Source organism: Sphingobium indicum BiD32, from assembly GCF_000382885.1.
GTDB classification, from domain to species: Bacteria; Pseudomonadota; Alphaproteobacteria; order Sphingomonadales; family Sphingomonadaceae; genus Sphingobium; species Sphingobium japonicum_C.
The window spans coordinates 1-15,769 of record NZ_CAVK010000169.1 but is presented as its reverse complement, the minus strand read 5'-3'; the positions used below and the strand labels follow the sequence as shown (position 1 = coordinate 15,769).

The window sequence follows — 15,769 nt, the reverse complement described above, 5'->3', positions numbered from 1 at the left end:
GGGCGCAGAACCGCTGGTCCCTTCCCCCGGTTCGTGTCGAGCGAAGTCGAGACACGCTTGTGAGGGCTTCTCGACTTCGCTCAAAGCGAACGGAGGCTATGCTTGGCTCTCGGCCGGGACGGCGACCTCGATCGCGCCGGGCGCGACCTTCGCCACCACCGGGGTTTTCGCCAGCACTTCGCCGTCAATGGAGATGCGCTGGCGCGGGCGGGTGGTGATGGTGAAGGCCTTGCCGTGAAATTCCTCGGTATGGGCATCGCGGTCGCGCAGCTTGAAGAATTTGGCATACCAGTCCCACGCCAGCCGCGGCTTGCTGCGCCCCACCACCGCCTGAACGACGATTTCACCGCTATCGACATCGGCATGGTCGGACAGTTCGACCCCGCCATGATAGGGACCGTTGAGGATGCGCACTTCGGTCGACCATAGCCGCCATTGTTGCTGGCCATCGTCGATGGTCAGGCGGAAGGCACGGAATCCGACCGAGCATTTGACCGCCCACAGCAGATAGCCGATCCGCCCCAGATAGCGTTTCAGCTTGTGCGGGACCGTCTTGCCGATCATCGGCGACAGGCCGAGCGAGGCGGCGTTGACGAAATAATCCTTGTCGATCATGCCCAGGTCAACCCGGCGACGCTGGCCATTGGCGATGGTGTCTACCGCGCCGTCCAGATCGAGCGGCAGGCCCAGCGTCCGCGCGAAACTGTTGGCGGTGCCCAGTGGCAGGACGGCGAACACGCAATCCTTGCCGACCAGTTGATCGACCGTGCCGGACATGGAGCCGTCGCCGCCGCCCACGATCACCATTGGCGCGCCGTCCGCAATGGCCTTTGCGACGGTTTCTTCCATGCGTTCCGGGTTTTTGATCGCATGAGCGGCCAGCAACTCCATCCCCGCCTGTTCCAGTTTTTCCTTTGCCTGCGCAAACAGCGCCTCGCCCTTGCGACTATGGGCGTTGACGATCAGCGCGGCCTGACGCGGCAGCGGGCGGGTAGTTGGACGGGTGGGGGATTTCGTTTCCATGGCACAACAACACGCGAGAGGCGGTTCGGGTCCGGGGGAAACCATCACGCGCCGGATCGTTATGGGGTCATGGCCCGTATCGCTCACCTGTCCGACATTCATTTCGGCGCGCATGATCCCAAGATCGTCGACGCCGCCACCGCCTGGCTGGAGGAGCGACGGCCCGACCTGGTCGTCATCAGCGGCGACCTGACCCAGCGGGCGCGGGTGGAGCAGTTCCGCGCCGCGTCGGCCTGGCTCAACCGGCTGCGCGCGGCCGGGCTGAAGCTGCTGGTGATCCCCGGCAATCATGACATCCCGCTCTATGATGTGATGCGGCGGTTCGCCGCGCCGCTCGAACGCTACAAACGCTATATCAGCCCGGACCTGTGCCCCTGGTATGAGGATGATGAGGTTGCGATCCTCGGCCTCAACACCGCACGGTCGCTAACGATCAAGGACGGGCGGATCAACCATGATCAGATGGACATGCTTCGCGAATGCTTCGCGCCGGTGGCCAGCGCCAAGACCCGCATATTGGTGACCCATCATCCCTTGTTCGCCATGCCGATTGGCCGTGGCGGCGAGTTGAGCGAAGCGGTCGGCCAGCATGACGATGCGGTGCAGGCGGCGAGCGAGGCGGGGGTGCATCTCGCTCTAGCGGGCCATTTCCACCGCACCTATGCGCAGGCCGCGCGCAAGATGGTGGAACGGGCGGGCGGCGCGCTGATCATCCAGGCCGGAACCGCGACATCGACCCGGCTGCGCAACGCCGAACCGCAAAGCTTCAACTGGCTGCATGTGCGGCGACATGACGAGGTCGAGATACAGGTGATCGTGTGGGATGGCGCGGGTTTCCGGCGCGCCAGCCATGTTGAGTATCGCCATGACGGGCAGGATTGGACCGGGCGTGATGTGCTCGATGCGCCAGGGGTTGGCGACGCTGATGTTCGTCATGTGACGGGGTGAGGGTGGGCCTGCCTCCCGATTACCATACAAATTTTTCGGGGTAGCTGCTATCCTTGGCCTGACCTAGTCGTGGGCATTATGAACACGCAGATGACGGATATGGACTGGGCGCTGACCGAGAAGGAGAAGCAGACGCTGCGCTTGATCGTTCGCGGTCATGACGCAAAGTCGGTCGCTCGAAATCTGGGCTTGTCGGTCCATACGATCAACGAGCGGTTGCGCGATGCGCGGCGGAAAATGGCTGTATCGAGCAGCCGGGAGGCGGCCCGGCTGCTGCTGGAGGCGGAGGGTGACGATACGATGACGTCCCCCGATTCTCTGGGGGACAAGGAAATTCGGGCAGACGCACCCGATATTCCGGTGGATCAGGACAGCGTGCCGATCAGCGGCGCGGGGCGGGTCACCCGTCCTTTCTGGATCATTATCGGAGTAGCACTTATGACGCTTGCCCTTGGCCTGTTGGCGCTCGCCGCTTTGCCGCAACTTGCCTCCGCCCCCGCATCGCAGACGCCAGCCCCCGCCAGCACAGCGCAGAACCCTGCGGTTGTGGATGCCGCACGTCAATGGCTGGTGCTGGTGGATGAGGGGCGTTGGGATGAAAGCTATCGTGGCACCACTACGTCCTTTCGCCAGCTGAACACGGCAAAGGTCTGGGCCGACACCTCGGAAAAGGTGCGCGTGCCCTTGGGCGCGGCATTATCGCGTATTTTCGTCAGTCAGGAAAACCTGCCTGCACCGCCCGCTGGTTATGAAGTTGTGAAATTCCGCACCCGCTTCGCCAACAAGGTGGAGGCGATCGAGACGGTCAGTCTGGATCGGGAGGAAGGCGGCTGGCGCGTGGCAGGTGTCACGATTGAGTGAAGCGGCGCGGGGAGGGCGGGCTTTACGCCTCCTTCCCCTTCAACGCTTCTGCCAGCGATACCGTTGCGCTGCCGCGCCGGGCAGGAGCTGCCTGGCTGGGGTCGGGCTTCCAGCCGGACAGATAGACGATGGCGATCTGTTCGGCGGTGCGGCCGTCCGGGTCGGCGGCGGTGGCGAAATGGCTGGCGGCCCCCATCAGCACGTCGCGGCGCAAGGCTGGCGGACGGGCCGTCAGCATATTGCCCGCGCCCATGCCGCGCAGGTCGTGCATCAGGCGCAGCAGATCGCCGTAACGAACCGTCAGCGTTTCGCCGTCAGCGACGGGCATGGCGAAACCGGCGCGGCTCAAAAGATCGCCCGATGAGCGCACATCTACCTGCGGGTGGATATGCTGGCCCGGCCGGTCGCCTTCGCCCGCCATCAGCGCCGCGCGCAGGCGGGGCAGGCTGCCCGCACCCGTAAACGCGGCGAGCATCAGCCCGTCTGGCCGCAACACCCGGCGCATCAGGATCAGCGCGCCGGGCAGGTCGTTGACGCTGTCGAGCGTGCCGCAGGCGACGACCAGATCGAAACTGTCGTCGGCAAAGGGCAGGGCATCCTCATCCCCCTGCACCCCGCCATTGGCGCGCGCGGCGAGGAAGCCGGGATCGATACAGGCGACGCGCTTGCCCATCGTTTCCAGTGCCGCCCTGGCGCTGCCGTCCGGGCAGCCGATCACCAGCGCTTCGGGCAGGTCGCGCTGCACATCGCCCAGCCGGTCGAGCAGTTCGTCAAGCATCGCGCGATAGAGAAAATCATGGGCGGCAAAGTCCGCCAGCATCCGGTCACGCCGGATGCTGCGCAGAGATCGGTCAAAGATATCGGGGCTGCTCATGCCGGGCCTTGTGCAACGGGCGGGAAGGGGGGACAAGGCAGATGATGCCTCTCCTGCCGCTTCTCAAGAGCGCGATCCGCCCCGCGCTCGATTATGCGCTGCCGCCGCGCTGCCCCGGTTGCGGCGCGATCGTGGGGGAGGATCATGGTTTCTGCCTGTCCTGCTGGGGCGGCATGGCGTTTTTGGGCGAACCCTGCTGCGCGCGCTGCGGCATCCCCTTTCCGCATGACATGGGTGTTGGGGCGGAGTGCGGCGCGTGCCTCGCCGATCCACCGCCTTTCGACAGCGCGCGAGCGGTGCTGGCCTATGGCGATGTCGCGCGCACGGTGGCGCTGCGGCTGAAATATGGGCGGCGCATCGGCCTGGCCCGGCTGGTCGCTCGGCAGATGCTGCGCCATGTGCCGGTGGCGGGTGATGATCCGCCGCTGATCGTGCCGGTGCCGCTGCATCGCTGGCGACTTTGGGGGCGGGGGTTCAACCAGTCGGCGCTGATCGCCGATCATCTGGGGCGCCTGACGGGGCTGGCGGTGGACAAGCATGGGCTGTTGCGGGTGCGGCGGACGGTGCCCTTGCGCGGGATGCATCCGGGGCAGCGGGCCAAGGCGGTGCGCGGGGCGTTCGCGCTGGCGCCTGGGCATGGGCTGAAGGGACGGCGCGTGCTGCTGATCGACGATGTGCATACCAGCGGCGCGACGGCGGCGGCCTGTACACGGGCGTTGAAGCGCGGCGGGGCAGGCGAGGTGCGGCTGCTCTGCTGGGCGCGGGCCTTGCCACGCGAAAGCGTCGATTGACAATGGCGCGTAAAGCCCCAATTTCGGGCGAACAAGGAGTGACGACGGACAAATGGCAAAGGTCGAAATCTACACCAAGGCATTTTGCGGCTATTGCGCGCGGGCAAAGGCATTGCTGACCGACAAGGGCGTCGCGTTCGACGAATATGACATCACGATGGGCGGGCCGAAGCGCACCGAAATGCTGGAGCGCAGCCGGGGCGGCAGCACCGTGCCGCAAATCTTCATCGACGGCCAGCATATTGGCGGCAGCGACGACATGGCCGCGCTCAACCGGCAGGGCAAGCTCGACCCGCTGCTCGGCCTGTGACCATCATGCGCGCCGCGCTGTTCCAGATGACCAGCGGGATCGACCCCGCCGCCAATGCGGCTGCCATTGTCGACATGGCGGCGCGGGCGAAGGGGGAGGGCGCGGACATGCTTTTCACCCCGGAAATGGCCGGCTATCTGGACCGCGACCGCCGCCGCGCCGCCGCGACTTTGCGGTCGCAGGCCGATGATGGCGTGCTGGCTGCGGTGCGCGAGGCGGCGGCCAGACATTGCCTGTGGGTTCATATCGGATCGCTGCCACTGAAAGACGAACGCGCCGACGGCCGTTGGGCCAATCGCAGTTTCCTGATCGATGATACAGGAGCGATACGGGCGAGTTATGATAAGATCCACCTGTTCGACGTCGATCTGGCCACCGGCGAAAGCTGGCGCGAATCGTCGGTCTATGGACCGGGCGAACAGGTCGTCGCGGCCGATACGCCCTGGGGCCGGATGGGCTTTTCGATCTGCTACGACATGCGCTTTCCCGACCTCTATCGCGCGCTGACCAATGCCGGGGCGACGATCCTGCTGGCACCTGCCGCCTTCACCGTGCCAACGGGCCAGGCGCACTGGCATGTCCTGCTGCGCGCCCGCGCGATCGAGGCGGGCTGTTTCATGATCGCGACCGCGCAGGTCGGTGCCCATGCGGACGGGCGCGTCACCTATGGCCATAGCCTGGTGATCGATCCGTGGGGCGAAGTGCTGCTGGATATGGGCGATGCGGCGGGGCTGGGGCTTGCCGATATCGATCTGACACGGCTAGGGGATGTGCGGGCGCGGGTGCCTGCTATCGCCAACCGGCGTGTCATTCCGCAGGAAGTGCAAATTTCGTGATCGTGTTCGACCTGAAATGTGTGGCGCAGGGCCATGTGTTCGAGGCCTGGTTCGGCTCCAGCGCCGATTATGCCGACCAGCAGGCGCGTGGACTTCTGACCTGCCCGATCTGCGGCGACGCGCAGGTGGTCAAGGCTGTGATGGCGCCTGCCGTCGCGGTCAAGGGAAACAGCCGGGCCGTCGTCGTGCAGGATGCCCCAGCGTCCGACGCGCCGGTCCCGATCAGCGCGGGCGACGCCGCCAAGATGCGCGCGATGATCGACGCACTGGCGCAGGCGCAGAAAAAGGCGCTGGAAGGTTCCACCTGGGTCGGGCGAGGCTTTGCAGAACAGGCGCGCGCGATGCATTATGGCGAACAGGATAGCGGCAGCATCCATGGCGAGGTTGCGCCGGCCGAGGCCAAGGCGCTGATGGAAGAAGGCGTGCCGGTCGCGCCGCTGCCCTTTCCCGTCATCCCCCCCGAAGCGAAGAATTGACCGCGTCGCTCACCCATAATAGAGGCCAAGCCATGGGCACCCGTAGCTCAGCAGGATAGAGCATCAGATTCCTAATCTGAGGGCCATGGGTTCGAATCCCGTCGGGTGCACCATTTTTTCACGCCTCAGCCAGCATCGCGTCGATGACCGCCTGCCATGCGGCAAGTGCTGGCGCGTCCATCGGCACACCCGGATCGCGGATCGTTGTCAGCACCATGCGGGCGTTCTCCCGATACATGCGCCGCATCGGTTCGGCGTCGGGATCGTCCCAGTCCCAGTCGGGCGCGATATTGGCGTACATGGCGCGGGCGGCGCGTTCCACGGCTTCTGTCACAGCCATTTGAGTTTCCTGAACCGGGCGTAGAGCAGAGTGCAGACGATGGTGATCACGCCCAGCACCACGAAATAGCCATAGCGGGTGCGCAGTTCGGGCATATGTTCAAAATTCATGCCGTAAATGCCCGCAATCGCGGTCGGCACGGCCAGGATCGCGGCCCAGGCGGCAAGCTGGCGGGTGATGACGCCGGTGCGCTGCTGTTCCAGCAAATTGCTGAATTCAAACACCGATGTCAGGATTTCGCGCAGATCCTCCACCATTGTCTGGACCCGGCGAACATGGTCGCGCACGTCGCTGAAATAGGGGCGGGCCTCCGGGTCGATGCAGGGCAGATCCTGCTTGACGAATTTGGTCGCCACTTCATGCATCGGGGTCAGGATACGCTGGAATCGCAGCAACTGGCGGCGCAGGTTGAAGATGCGGGTGATGTCGTCGCGACCCAGGAAAGTGTCGACCGTATGCTGCTCCATCGCCAGCACCTCTTCCTCTATCCCTTCGATGATCGGCAGATAGCCGTCGACCACGAAGTCGAGAATCGCGTGCAGCACATAATCGACCCCCTGGGACAGGCGGGCAGGCACGGCCTCCAGATCCTGCCGCAGGGCAAGATGGGCACGCGCAGAGCCATGACGGACGGTGATGATATGGCTGTGACCCACGAAAATCGCGGTTTCGCCATAGCAGATGCTGCCTTCCTCGACATGGGCGGTGCGGGCGACGACGAACAACTGGTCGCCATAGAGGTCGACCTTGGGCAATTGGTTGGCCTTGATCGCATCCTCGACGGCCAGCGGGTGCAGATCATAGGCGTGCTGGAGCGCCTGCATTTCGGCCAGCGTGGGATCGGCGACACCGATCCAGACAAATTCGGACTTGTCGTGGGCGCAATCGATCCGCTCGTCGATCGACACCGCCCGGACGCGGGTGCCGTTGCGGTAGAGATAGGCAGCGACGACGGTCATGGGCAGGTCCGGTTGAAACAAGGGAATCGCCGATTAGCAGATGCCGGCGGCGGCGTCCCACCCCAGTCAACACACGGTTTGCATGATTTTTCGTCAAGATGTGTGGCGGCTGACTTTGCCGTGACATAGTTGGGCGCGACAGGGGGATAGAACAGCACGCGAAAGCGGAGGCGATCCTCATCATGTTTGCCATAGATTTCGAGGCATCCTGCCTGCCCCGCCATGGGCGATCCTTTCCGATCGAGGTCGGATTGGCGGGGGTGGATGGCGCGCGCAGCTGGCTTATACAGCCACATCCTGACTGGACGGGTTGGGACTGGACGGCGGAGGCGGAGGCGTTGCACGGGCTGAGCCTGGCGCGGATTGAACGGGACGGCCTGCCTGCCCATGTCGTACTAGACCAGCTGGCCGATGCGGTGGGCGGGCGACGGGTGGTCGCCGACAGCCTGATCGATCCCTATTGGCTTGACACGCTGGCTGCGGCTGCGGGACGGGCGGCACCCTTTGCCATTGATCATGTCGCTACGCTGATGGACGAGCGGCAGGTCGATGAAGCGCAGATCAGCGCGGCCGTGCGGCTGGCGGACCAGCGCTGCCCGACGAGACACCGGGCGGGCAGCGATGCCTTGTGGCTGGCAAGCGTGATGGCACTTCTCTGGCCCGATGTGGCCGGGTCGCGTTCGGCACGGATGCCGCTGATGTCCCGCTAGCAACAATTTGTTACGTCCGGCAAATTTCGGAGACATTCGCTGTCCCTAATTCAGGTGCTCCGGTTCCGCAGGTACCGGATGCTTTCGCCTGACCAGGAGTTGCGACGATGACGGACAATGCCGCGCCGAACGGCCCGCGATGCCGGTAACTGCGCCGCTGATCATGATCGCCGAGACGCAGCCGGACCTGCGCCAGACGATCCGCGAATTTTTGGAGGAGAGCGGTTTTCGCGTCCTGCCAGCCAAATCATCCGATGATATTTTTCAGGCGCTGGGTACGATGCCGGTCGGTGTCGTGGTGCTGGATTCGGCGTTGCGCGGAGCGGACGGGTTGGACCTGTGCCGCGATGTGCGCGAACGCAGCGACGTGCCGGTCATCCTGGTCGGCGCCAACAGCAGTGAGGTCGACCGGGTGGTCGGGCTGGAGCTGGGGGCCGATGACTATATGGCCAAGCCCTATTCTGGCCGGGAGCTGGCGGCGCGGGTGCGGGCGGTGCTGCGCCGCGGGCGGAGCGAGCGGTCGCTGGGTCTGAGCCGCCAGACCGAAGCGCTGTTCGACGGGTGGGTGGTCGATTTCGCCCGGCGCGAGATCCTTGATCCGGCTGGCGCGCCGGTCGATCTGACGGCGGCGGAGTTCACCTTGCTGACTGTGTTGCTGGATCATCCACAGACGGTGATCGCGCGGGCGCGGCTGATGGAGCTGGCCGGTGTGCGGGACGCACCATCGTCCGATCGCAGCATCGACGTGCTGATCAGTCGCCTGCGCCGCAAGCTGCGCCATGGCGACCGGCCTGCGCCGATCGTCACCGCGCGCGGCGTCGGCTATATGTTGAGCGCGACTGTCGATCGCCGCTGAAATCGGGCGTCGTCGCGCTTGCGTATCAATTCAACGGCCAGACATACTATTTAACAAAGCCGCTGCGACGCAGCAAACCCCCCCCCCTATCTATCCTGTCAGGCCGGTCCGCCCCCTGACCGGCAAAAGCACAAAGGATAGACTCCATGAACGAGCTTATCGGTCGCGTTTTCAACTTCGAGAAGCATACTTTCCCGAACGAAAGCGCGCTTTACAATCGACTCGCCAGTGACGGCCAGAGCCCCAAGGCGCTGATGATCTCCTGCGCTGATTCGCGGATCGTGCCCGAACATATCATGCAGGCGCAGCCCGGTGATCTGTTCGTGTGCCGCAATGCGGGCAATATCGTCCCGCCGCACGCGACACAAAATGGCGGCGTGACCTCTACGGTTGAATATGCCGTCATGGTGCTGGGCGTGCGCGACATCATCGTGTGCGGTCATAGCGATTGCGGCGCGATGAAGGCGCTGTCCACCAATGCCGACCTGACCACCATGCCCAATGTTGCCGCCTGGCTGCGGCACAGTCATGCCGCGCAACAAGTCTGCCGCGAAAGCTATCCCGCCGATCTGAGCGACGCGGAAAAGCTGCGCAATATGGCGCTGGAAAATGTCGTGGTCCAGCTGGCCCATCTGCGCACCCATCCGTCGGTGGCGTCGGGTATCGCGCGCGGCGAGATCGCGCTGCATGGCTGGTATGTCGATATCCATGCCGGCCTGGTGATGGGTCTTGATGGCGAAACCGGTCGCTTCTCGCCACTGCGCGAGGATCAGCCCTTGCCCGTCGCACTGCCGCACGGCCGTCGTCTGGCTGGCGAGAGCCAATATGCCCTGGCGGCGGAGTAAGCCATGTTGAAAGCCTTTTCCGGCGGCACGTTCAGCCGCGACTTCGTAGCGTCGATCGTCGTCTTTCTGGTGGCGATGCCGCTGTGCATGGGCATTGCGGTCGCATCCGGCGTGCCGCCGGAAAAGGGCCTGATCACCGGCATCATCGGCGGCATCGTCGTCGGTATGTTGGCGGGTTCGCCCCTGCAGGTCAGCGGGCCTGCGGCGGGTCTGGCCGTCATCGTCTTTGAAATTGTGCGCGAACAGGGGCTGTCGGCCCTTGGCCCTATCCTGATTCTCGCAGGCGCAATTCAGGTCGTCGCTGGCCTGTTGCGGGTAGGCGGCTGGTTCCGCGCGATTTCACCGGCGGTCGTCCACGGAATGCTGGCGGGCATCGGCGTGCTGATCGTGGTCGGCCAGTTCCATGTCCTGTTCGATGACAAGCCGTTGTCGAGCGGCCTGCAAAACCTGATCGCGATGCCTGGCCAGATTTTCGGCCTGAGCAACGGCGATGCGGCCACGGCATTTGCGGTCGGTCTCGTCACCATCTTTGGCATGCTGGGCTGGGAGAAATTCCGGCCTGCTTCGCTCAAGCTGGTGCCCGGCGCACTGGTCGGCGTGGTCGCGGCCACGCTGGTGGCCTTCCTGCTTGGCCTGCCGGTCGCGCGGGTCACCGTGCCCGAATCGATCATGGGTGCCATTGCGCTGCCGGAATCCGGCTTGCTGGCGCAGTTGCTCAACCCAGCGGTCATCACCACGGCTATCGCCATTGCCTTCATCGCCAGCGCCGAAACATTGCTGTCGGCCGCTGCGGTCGACCGGATGCATGACGGCGTGCGCACCGATTATAACCGGGAACTGAGCGCACAGGGCGTTGGCAACCTGCTCTGCGGCTTTGCCGGGGCGCTGCCGATGACCGGCGTTATCGTCCGCAGCTCCGCCAACGTACAGGCCGGGGCCAAGACCCGGATGTCGGCGGTGCTGCATGGCGTGTGGATTTTGGGCTTCGTTGCGCTGCTGCCCTGGCTGCTGCGTGAAATCCCGATGGCTGCGCTGGCGGGCATCCTGGTTATCACTGGCGTTCGTCTGGTCAGCGTCGATCATGTCCGGCATCTGCTCCACCGCTATGGCCCCTTGCCTGCGGTGGTGTGGGCCGCGACCCTGATCTGCGTGGTCGCGACCGACCTGTTGACCGGCGTGCTGGTGGGCATCGGCCTGTCGATGCTGGAACTAGTGCCGCATCTCAGCCGCCTGCGGCTCAGGATGGAGGAAGAAAGCCGGGGCGATGCGCATGAGGTTGCGCTGCGCGGTTCGGCAACCTTCCTCAGCCTGCCCAAGCTGTCGGCCAAGCTCGATTCGCTGCCCGCCGCTGGCCTCGTCATCCTGAATGTCGAGCGCCTGGGGCATATCGACCATACCTGTGCGGAAATGGTGCGCGAATGGGTCGATCGCCGTCGCAGCGCGGGTTCGCCTGTGGAACTGTTTGGCGCAACCGGACGGATGCGCCAGCTCGTCGCCTGATCATCCCCCCTCGACCAGGCGATCAAGGTGCCGCCGTGTCCCCCCGACACGGCGGCATTTTCTGTTTTGACGACGCATTGTACCGCCAATGAATAGTTACTTTTATGTCACAGCGATTTATATCATCTCGCATCTGCGAGAAAATCCTGTTTGCCTGATGAGCATTTGAGATTTAGGCAGACCTCGACCACCGGTACTGGAAGCGCAAGCAACAGACTTTCGGACCAGAGTGGACGCAGGACGGAACATTCTTTCGTAAAGGGGAATGTTCATGAAGTATAAGATCGCTACTGTCGCCCTCGCGCTTATGTCCAGCGTACCGGCTTTCGCGCAGGAAGAACCTGCCAGCCCCGTCACCGTTACGGGCAGCGTTGGCCTCGTTTCCGACTATCGCTTCCGTGGCGTGTCGCAGAGCGACAAGGGCATGGCCGTTCAGGGTGGCATCACCGCCACGCATGAAAGCGGCGCCTATGTCGGCACCTGGGCATCCAATCTGGGCGGCTGGGGCCGTTTCGGCGGGTCCAACATGGAACTCGACCTGTTCGCCGGTTACGCCATTCCGCTGGGCGGCGCGACGCTTGACGTTGGTCTGACCTGGTACATGTACCCGTCGGGCGCCGACATCACCGATTTCGCCGAACCCTATGTCAAGCTGTCGAGCACGATCGGTCCGGTCAAGGGCCTGGTTGGCGTTGCCTATGCGCCCAAGCAGGAAGCTCTGGGCAATGTGTGCAGCGACGCCGCCTGCACGATCTTCAATCCGGGCGACAAGGAAGATAATCTGTACGTCTGGGCTGACGTGAGCGGTTCGGTTCCCAACACGCCTGTCACGCTGAAGGCGCATCTGGGCTACTCGAACGGCAACCCTGGCCTTGGCCCGAACGGCACGTCGATTGCTCCGACCGGCAAATATGTCGACTGGCTGGTTGGTGCGGACGTTGCCATTCCTGGCACGCCGCTGACCCTGGGCGTCGCCTATGTCGACACCGACATTGCCCGCGTCGAGGAAAATTATCTGCGTCCCAACTTCATGGTTTCGGGCGACAGCAAGGACGTTGGCAAGTCGATCGCGCGCAGCCAGGTCGTGTTCTCGCTGACCGCAGCCTTCTGATCTAATGCGCCGGGCCTGTCATGCAGGCCCGGCGTATCCTTGCCTGTCGCATCGGCACGCCGATGTCGCGGGCATGACAAATTGTTGCTGTTGCCGCTGCGGATCGTTTCGCAGGCCGCACATGGTTGACCCCCGTTAAGGGCGACCCTATCCCTGCTGACATGACCAACGTCCTGTCGTCCCCATCATGACTGCCCCCACCATCATCCTGGTCGAGGACGACCCGCCGCTGCGTACACTGACCGCGCGCGCGTTGCAGGAACATGGCTATCAGGTCCGCCCGGCTTCGTCGGGACCGGAAATGTGGGTCGCGTTCGATGCCGGGCCGGTCGATCTGGTCGTGCTGGACGTCATGCTGCCGGGCACCAACGGCATTGACCTGTGCCGCCAGATCCGGCGCAAGAGCGACGTTCCCATCATCTTCATCAGCGCCAAGGGCAGCGAGACCGACCGTATCGTCGGGCTGGAACTGGGGGCGGACGATTATCTGCCAAAGCCGTTCGGCACGCGCGAGCTGATCGCGCGTATCCGCGCCATATTGCGCCGGGTGGGGCTGGAGCGCGGACCGGACGATCATCGCGAAAATGAAGCGCGCTTCGATGATTGGGTGGTCAATTTCCCCCGCCGCGAACTGCGGTCGCCTACTGGCGCGATCGTCGACCTGACCGGCGCGGAATTTGATCTGCTGGGATCGTTCCTCAGCCATCCGCAGCGGGTGATCGCGCGGGAGCGGCTGATCGAACTGTCGCGCACCCGCATGGGCGACAGCAGCGACCGCAGCATCGACGTGCTGGTCAGCCGCCTGCGTCGCAAGCTGACGACGGAAGATCGTCCCGCACCGATCACCACGGTGCGCGGCGTCGGCTATATGTTCAATGCCGAGGTCAGCCGCGCTTGAGACCGCATTTCAGAGGATCGCTGGGGCTGGTCGGCCGCATTTTCGCGATCCTGTTGCTGACGGTCATGCTGGAATTTGCGGTCGGCACGCTCATGTACGAACGGGCCAGCCAGCTATCCTTGCAGGATGACGAGGCGCGTCGGTTGGCCGAGCATCTGGTGATCGCGCGCAAGCTGCTGACCGAACAGCCGGTCGAGGAACGGCGCACCATGGGCGTGCAACTGACCACCGATCGCTACGACGTGCACTGGTCCCCCGCTTCGCCGCCGCCGCCGCCTTTGTCCCCTGAACTGGAACGGATGCGGCAACAGATTATCGCCTGGGAACCCAGTCTGGAACGATCGCGCCTGTGGTTGCGGCTGGCGTCGCCGGGCCGCCATTCGGAAATCAACGGCGGGCTGCAATTGCCTGATGGCAGCTGGCTCTATTTCGGAATGCACCATAGCGGCGCGAAGTGGGCCTTCACCATCGGCCGGATGGGAATGGCGCTCATTCCGGTGCTGGCGTTGCTGATCGCCGGATGGGTGCTGATCCGCAAGACGCTGGCGCCGCTACGCGATCTGACCCGCGCGACCGAGCAGATCGGCCTGGGGCGGGAGGTAATCCTGCCTGAAGCGGGTACCAATGATGTGCGCAACCTGATCCGCGCCTTCAACGTGATGCAGACCCGCATCCATCGCCTGATCGACGAGCGGACCGAGACGCTGGCGGCGGTCGGCCACGACATGCGCACGCCGCTGGCCCGGCTGCAATTGCGGCTGGAGACGGTACCGGATGGCGAGACGCGCCAGGCGATGGACGGCGACCTGGAGGAAATGGGGCAGATGATCGAATCGCTGCTCGATTTTCTGGGCGGGGAGAAAGATCCTGAACCCGCGGTGCGCACTGACCTGGCGGTCACCGTGGCGACGATTGTTGATGCGTTTCAGGACCATGGGCATGATGTCGACTATGCCGGGCCGGACCATCTGGAAATGGCGGTACGCGCGCTGTCGCTGCGCCGGGCGGTGCGCAACCTCATCGAAAATGCGCTCCATTATGGCAAGCGCGCGCGCGTGAATGTGGAGCGCAAGGGGAATGAAGTGCTGATCCGGGTCGATGATGATGGCCCCGGCATCCCGCGCGACCAGTTGGATGCGGTACTCAAGCCTTTCGCCCGGCTCGACACAGCGCGCCAGCGTAATACGAGCGGGCTGGGGCTGGGTCTGGCGATCGTGCAGAAGGCAGTGGATGCCGAAGGCGGCAAGCTGACGCTGGCCAACCGCCCCGAAGGCGGGCTGCGTGCCGAAATCTGCCTGTTCCTGCCCGCCAGCAAATGAGAAACTGTCCGCCTGCAAGCAAAACTCGTTTATCGCCGCGCCGCTGCACAGGTTAAGCCAGCCGCGACAAGCAAAGAGGCGCATATGACGGCGGACGGGCAAAGGCCAGGCAGCGACGTGGACGGCTATTGGGATCTGGATCGGCTGGTCGCTGATCTGGGTGCGGTGCGGGGCCGTTGGCGGCGTGAACAGCAGCATCATGCCGAATATGGCGCGGAGGGTTTTCCCTCGCGCGCCAATCTGACCAAAATCATGCAGGCGCTGTGCGGCGCTTTGTTCCCGTTGCGGCTTGGCCCCGATTTCGTGCGGCTGCATAATGAGGACAGCTTCGTCGCCGAAACGCTCCAGACGGTGCTCAGCCGCCTTTACGGGCAGATCAGGCTGGAACTCATCTATGCGCTGCACGATCAGCCGGTTGCGGCGATCGACGCGCAGGCGGCGCGGATCATCAGCGGCTTTGCGCAGGCGCTGCCCGGTTTGCGCGAACTGCTCGATACCGATGTCGAGGCTGCCTATCTGGGCGATCCGGCGGCGCGCAGCGTGGACGAAGTGCTGATCTGCTATCCGTCGATGCTGGCGATCATCCATCACCGGCTGGCGCACCGATTGCATGAATTGGGTGCGCCGCTGGTCGCTCGGATCATCTCCGAAATCGCCCATGGCAAGACCGGGATCGACATTCACCCCGGCGCGACGATCGGTCCCAGCTTCTTCATCGATCATGGCACCGGCGTCGTCATCGGCGAAACCGCGATCGTCGGTCAGCGTGTGCGGCTTTATCAAGGCGTGACGCTGGGCGCGCGCAGCTTTCCGGCAGACGAGAAGGGCGCGCTGGAAAAGGCGCTGCCGCGTCACCCGATCATCGAAGATGATGTGGTCATCTACGCCGGGGCCACGGTCCTGGGGCGGATCATCGTTGGCAGCCGGTCGGTCATCGGCGGCAATGTCTGGCTGACCGACAGCGTACCGGCGGACTCCAATGTGCGTCAGGCCAAGGCGCACTATGAAGTGACCAGCCGGGTCGAAGTCTCCGCGCCTCACCGCGTCCATGCGATGGTGGAAAGCACGGACGGGGTGGGCGAGAATATTTAAACCCACACTCCGTTCGTTTC

18 protein-coding genes and 1 tRNA gene are annotated in these 15,769 nt (G+C 64.2%); 15 read left to right on the top strand and 4 right to left on the bottom strand.

All coding sequences use genetic code 11. The annotated features are described in order from the left end of the window. Positions 1-96 precede the first annotated feature (96 nt). Positions 97-1,023 (bottom strand): diacylglycerol/lipid kinase family protein, encoded by a 927-nt coding sequence (locus tag EBBID32_RS16690; protein WP_006961563.1) that lies wholly within the window; start codon positions 1,021-1,023, stop codon positions 97-99. Between the two features lie 69 nt (positions 1,024-1,092). Between EBBID32_RS16690 and EBBID32_RS16685 the strand changes: the two genes are divergently transcribed. After that, positions 1,093-1,971 carry a metallophosphoesterase family protein gene (locus EBBID32_RS16685; protein WP_006961562.1) on the top strand — a complete coding sequence of 293 codons (879 nt, stop codon included), beginning with the start codon at positions 1,093-1,095 and terminating at the stop codon, positions 1,969-1,971. A gap of 90 nt (positions 1,972-2,061) precedes the next feature. Continuing rightward, complete coding sequence (locus EBBID32_RS16680) at positions 2,062-2,832, top strand: helix-turn-helix domain-containing protein (RefSeq protein ID WP_006961560.1); 771 nt, start codon at positions 2,062-2,064, stop codon at positions 2,830-2,832. A gap of 22 nt (positions 2,833-2,854) precedes the next feature. Here EBBID32_RS16680 and EBBID32_RS16675 read toward each other — a convergent pair whose 3' ends face one another. Then, complete coding sequence (locus EBBID32_RS16675; RefSeq protein WP_006961558.1) at positions 2,855-3,706, bottom strand: class I SAM-dependent methyltransferase; 852 nt, start codon at positions 3,704-3,706, stop codon at positions 2,855-2,857. A gap of 41 nt (positions 3,707-3,747) precedes the next feature. Between EBBID32_RS16675 and EBBID32_RS16670 the strand changes: the two genes are divergently transcribed. From EBBID32_RS16670 to EBBID32_RS16650, 5 genes are all read left to right on the top strand, one after another. Then, the gene (locus EBBID32_RS16670; protein WP_037491385.1) at positions 3,748-4,497 is read left to right on the top strand and encodes a ComF family protein; all 750 of its coding nucleotides are present in this window, start codon (positions 3,748-3,750) and stop codon (positions 4,495-4,497) included. Between the two features lie 52 nt (positions 4,498-4,549). After that, positions 4,550-4,807, top strand: a complete 258-nt coding sequence (gene grxC, locus EBBID32_RS16665) for a glutaredoxin 3 (protein WP_006961554.1) — start codon at positions 4,550-4,552, stop codon at positions 4,805-4,807. 5 nt (positions 4,808-4,812) lie between these two features. Beyond that, positions 4,813-5,643, top strand: a complete 831-nt coding sequence (locus tag EBBID32_RS16660; protein ID WP_037491391.1) for a carbon-nitrogen hydrolase family protein — start codon at positions 4,813-4,815, stop codon at positions 5,641-5,643. Next, complete coding sequence (locus EBBID32_RS16655) at positions 5,640-6,119, top strand: DUF1178 family protein (RefSeq protein ID WP_006961552.1); 480 nt, start codon at positions 5,640-5,642, stop codon at positions 6,117-6,119. Before EBBID32_RS16660 ends, EBBID32_RS16655 begins: the two co-directional genes overlap by 4 nt. A gap of 36 nt (positions 6,120-6,155) precedes the next feature. Then, positions 6,156-6,232, top strand: a tRNA-Arg gene (locus EBBID32_RS16650). A gap of 5 nt (positions 6,233-6,237) precedes the next feature. Here the strand turns inward: EBBID32_RS16650 and EBBID32_RS16645 are convergent. Together EBBID32_RS16645 and EBBID32_RS16640 are read right to left on the bottom strand one after the other, a co-directional pair. Next, complete coding sequence (locus EBBID32_RS16645; protein ID WP_006961550.1) at positions 6,238-6,459, bottom strand: hypothetical protein; 222 nt, start codon at positions 6,457-6,459, stop codon at positions 6,238-6,240. Beyond that, positions 6,450-7,418, bottom strand: coding sequence for a magnesium and cobalt transport protein CorA (locus EBBID32_RS16640; RefSeq protein ID WP_006961548.1), 969 nt, complete (start codon positions 7,416-7,418; stop codon positions 6,450-6,452). Before EBBID32_RS16640 ends, EBBID32_RS16645 begins: the two co-directional genes overlap by 10 nt. A gap of 182 nt (positions 7,419-7,600) precedes the next feature. Between EBBID32_RS16640 and EBBID32_RS16635 the strand changes: the two genes are divergently transcribed. From EBBID32_RS16635 to epsC, 8 genes are all read left to right on the top strand, one after another. After that, on the top strand, positions 7,601-8,128 hold the full coding sequence (locus EBBID32_RS16635; protein ID WP_006961544.1) for a hypothetical protein: 528 nt from the start codon (positions 7,601-7,603) through the stop codon (positions 8,126-8,128). Between the two features lie 139 nt (positions 8,129-8,267). Further along, the gene (locus EBBID32_RS16630; protein WP_006961543.1) at positions 8,268-8,984 is read left to right on the top strand and encodes a response regulator transcription factor; all 717 of its coding nucleotides are present in this window, start codon (positions 8,268-8,270) and stop codon (positions 8,982-8,984) included. A gap of 146 nt (positions 8,985-9,130) precedes the next feature. Continuing rightward, on the top strand, positions 9,131-9,829 hold the full coding sequence (locus tag EBBID32_RS16625; protein ID WP_006961541.1) for a carbonic anhydrase: 699 nt from the start codon (positions 9,131-9,133) through the stop codon (positions 9,827-9,829). Between the two features lie 3 nt (positions 9,830-9,832). After that, positions 9,833-11,329 (top strand): SulP family inorganic anion transporter, encoded by a 1,497-nt coding sequence (locus EBBID32_RS16620; protein ID WP_006961539.1) that lies wholly within the window; start codon positions 9,833-9,835, stop codon positions 11,327-11,329. Positions 11,330-11,594: 265 nt separating this feature from the next. Next, positions 11,595-12,440: a TorF family putative porin gene (locus EBBID32_RS16615; RefSeq protein ID WP_037491381.1), complete on the top strand. Its 846-nt coding sequence runs from the start codon at positions 11,595-11,597 to the stop codon at positions 12,438-12,440. 187 nt (positions 12,441-12,627) lie between these two features. Next, positions 12,628-13,338 (top strand): response regulator, encoded by a 711-nt coding sequence (locus tag EBBID32_RS16610; RefSeq protein WP_006961535.1) that lies wholly within the window; start codon positions 12,628-12,630, stop codon positions 13,336-13,338. Beyond that, the gene (locus EBBID32_RS16605; protein WP_006961533.1) at positions 13,335-14,657 is read left to right on the top strand and encodes an ATP-binding protein; all 1,323 of its coding nucleotides are present in this window, start codon (positions 13,335-13,337) and stop codon (positions 14,655-14,657) included. Before EBBID32_RS16610 ends, EBBID32_RS16605 begins: the two co-directional genes overlap by 4 nt. Positions 14,658-14,741: 84 nt before the next feature. Continuing rightward, positions 14,742-15,749, top strand: a complete 1,008-nt coding sequence (epsC, locus tag EBBID32_RS16600) for a serine O-acetyltransferase EpsC (protein ID WP_006961531.1) — start codon at positions 14,742-14,744, stop codon at positions 15,747-15,749. Positions 15,750-15,769 lie beyond the last annotated feature (20 nt).

Excerpts from the sequence above, each read along its gene's own strand:
- EBBID32_RS16615 (WP_037491381.1), top strand. The coding sequence starts at position 11,595 with ATGTTCATGAAGTATAAGATCGCTACTGTCGCCCTCGCGCTTATGTCC.
- EBBID32_RS16625 (WP_006961541.1), top strand. The coding sequence starts at position 9,131 with ATGAACGAGCTTATCGGTCGCGTTTTCAACTTCGAGAAGCATACTTTC.
- EBBID32_RS16660 (WP_037491391.1), top strand. The coding sequence starts at position 4,813 with ATGCGCGCCGCGCTGTTCCAGATGACCAGCGGGATCGACCCCGCCGCC.
- EBBID32_RS16620 (WP_006961539.1), top strand. The coding sequence starts at position 9,833 with ATGTTGAAAGCCTTTTCCGGCGGCACGTTCAGCCGCGACTTCGTAGCG.
- EBBID32_RS16685 (WP_006961562.1), top strand. The coding sequence starts at position 1,093 with ATGGCCCGTATCGCTCACCTGTCCGACATTCATTTCGGCGCGCATGAT.
- epsC (WP_006961531.1), top strand. The coding sequence starts at position 14,742 with ATGACGGCGGACGGGCAAAGGCCAGGCAGCGACGTGGACGGCTATTGG.
- EBBID32_RS16680 (WP_006961560.1), top strand. The coding sequence starts at position 2,062 with ATGACGGATATGGACTGGGCGCTGACCGAGAAGGAGAAGCAGACGCTG.
- EBBID32_RS16630 (WP_006961543.1), top strand. The coding sequence starts at position 8,268 with ATGCCGGTAACTGCGCCGCTGATCATGATCGCCGAGACGCAGCCGGAC.
- EBBID32_RS16670 (WP_037491385.1), top strand. The coding sequence starts at position 3,748 with ATGATGCCTCTCCTGCCGCTTCTCAAGAGCGCGATCCGCCCCGCGCTC.
- EBBID32_RS16610 (WP_006961535.1), top strand. The coding sequence starts at position 12,628 with ATGACTGCCCCCACCATCATCCTGGTCGAGGACGACCCGCCGCTGCGT.
- EBBID32_RS16690 (WP_006961563.1), bottom strand. The coding sequence starts at position 1,023 with ATGGAAACGAAATCCCCCACCCGTCCAACTACCCGCCCGCTGCCGCGT.
- EBBID32_RS16640 (WP_006961548.1), bottom strand. The coding sequence starts at position 7,418 with ATGACCGTCGTCGCTGCCTATCTCTACCGCAACGGCACCCGCGTCCGG.
- EBBID32_RS16675 (WP_006961558.1), bottom strand. The coding sequence starts at position 3,706 with ATGAGCAGCCCCGATATCTTTGACCGATCTCTGCGCAGCATCCGGCGT.
- grxC (WP_006961554.1), top strand. The coding sequence starts at position 4,550 with ATGGCAAAGGTCGAAATCTACACCAAGGCATTTTGCGGCTATTGCGCG.
- EBBID32_RS16645 (WP_006961550.1), bottom strand. The coding sequence starts at position 6,459 with ATGGCTGTGACAGAAGCCGTGGAACGCGCCGCCCGCGCCATGTACGCC.
- EBBID32_RS16635 (WP_006961544.1), top strand. The coding sequence starts at position 7,601 with ATGTTTGCCATAGATTTCGAGGCATCCTGCCTGCCCCGCCATGGGCGA.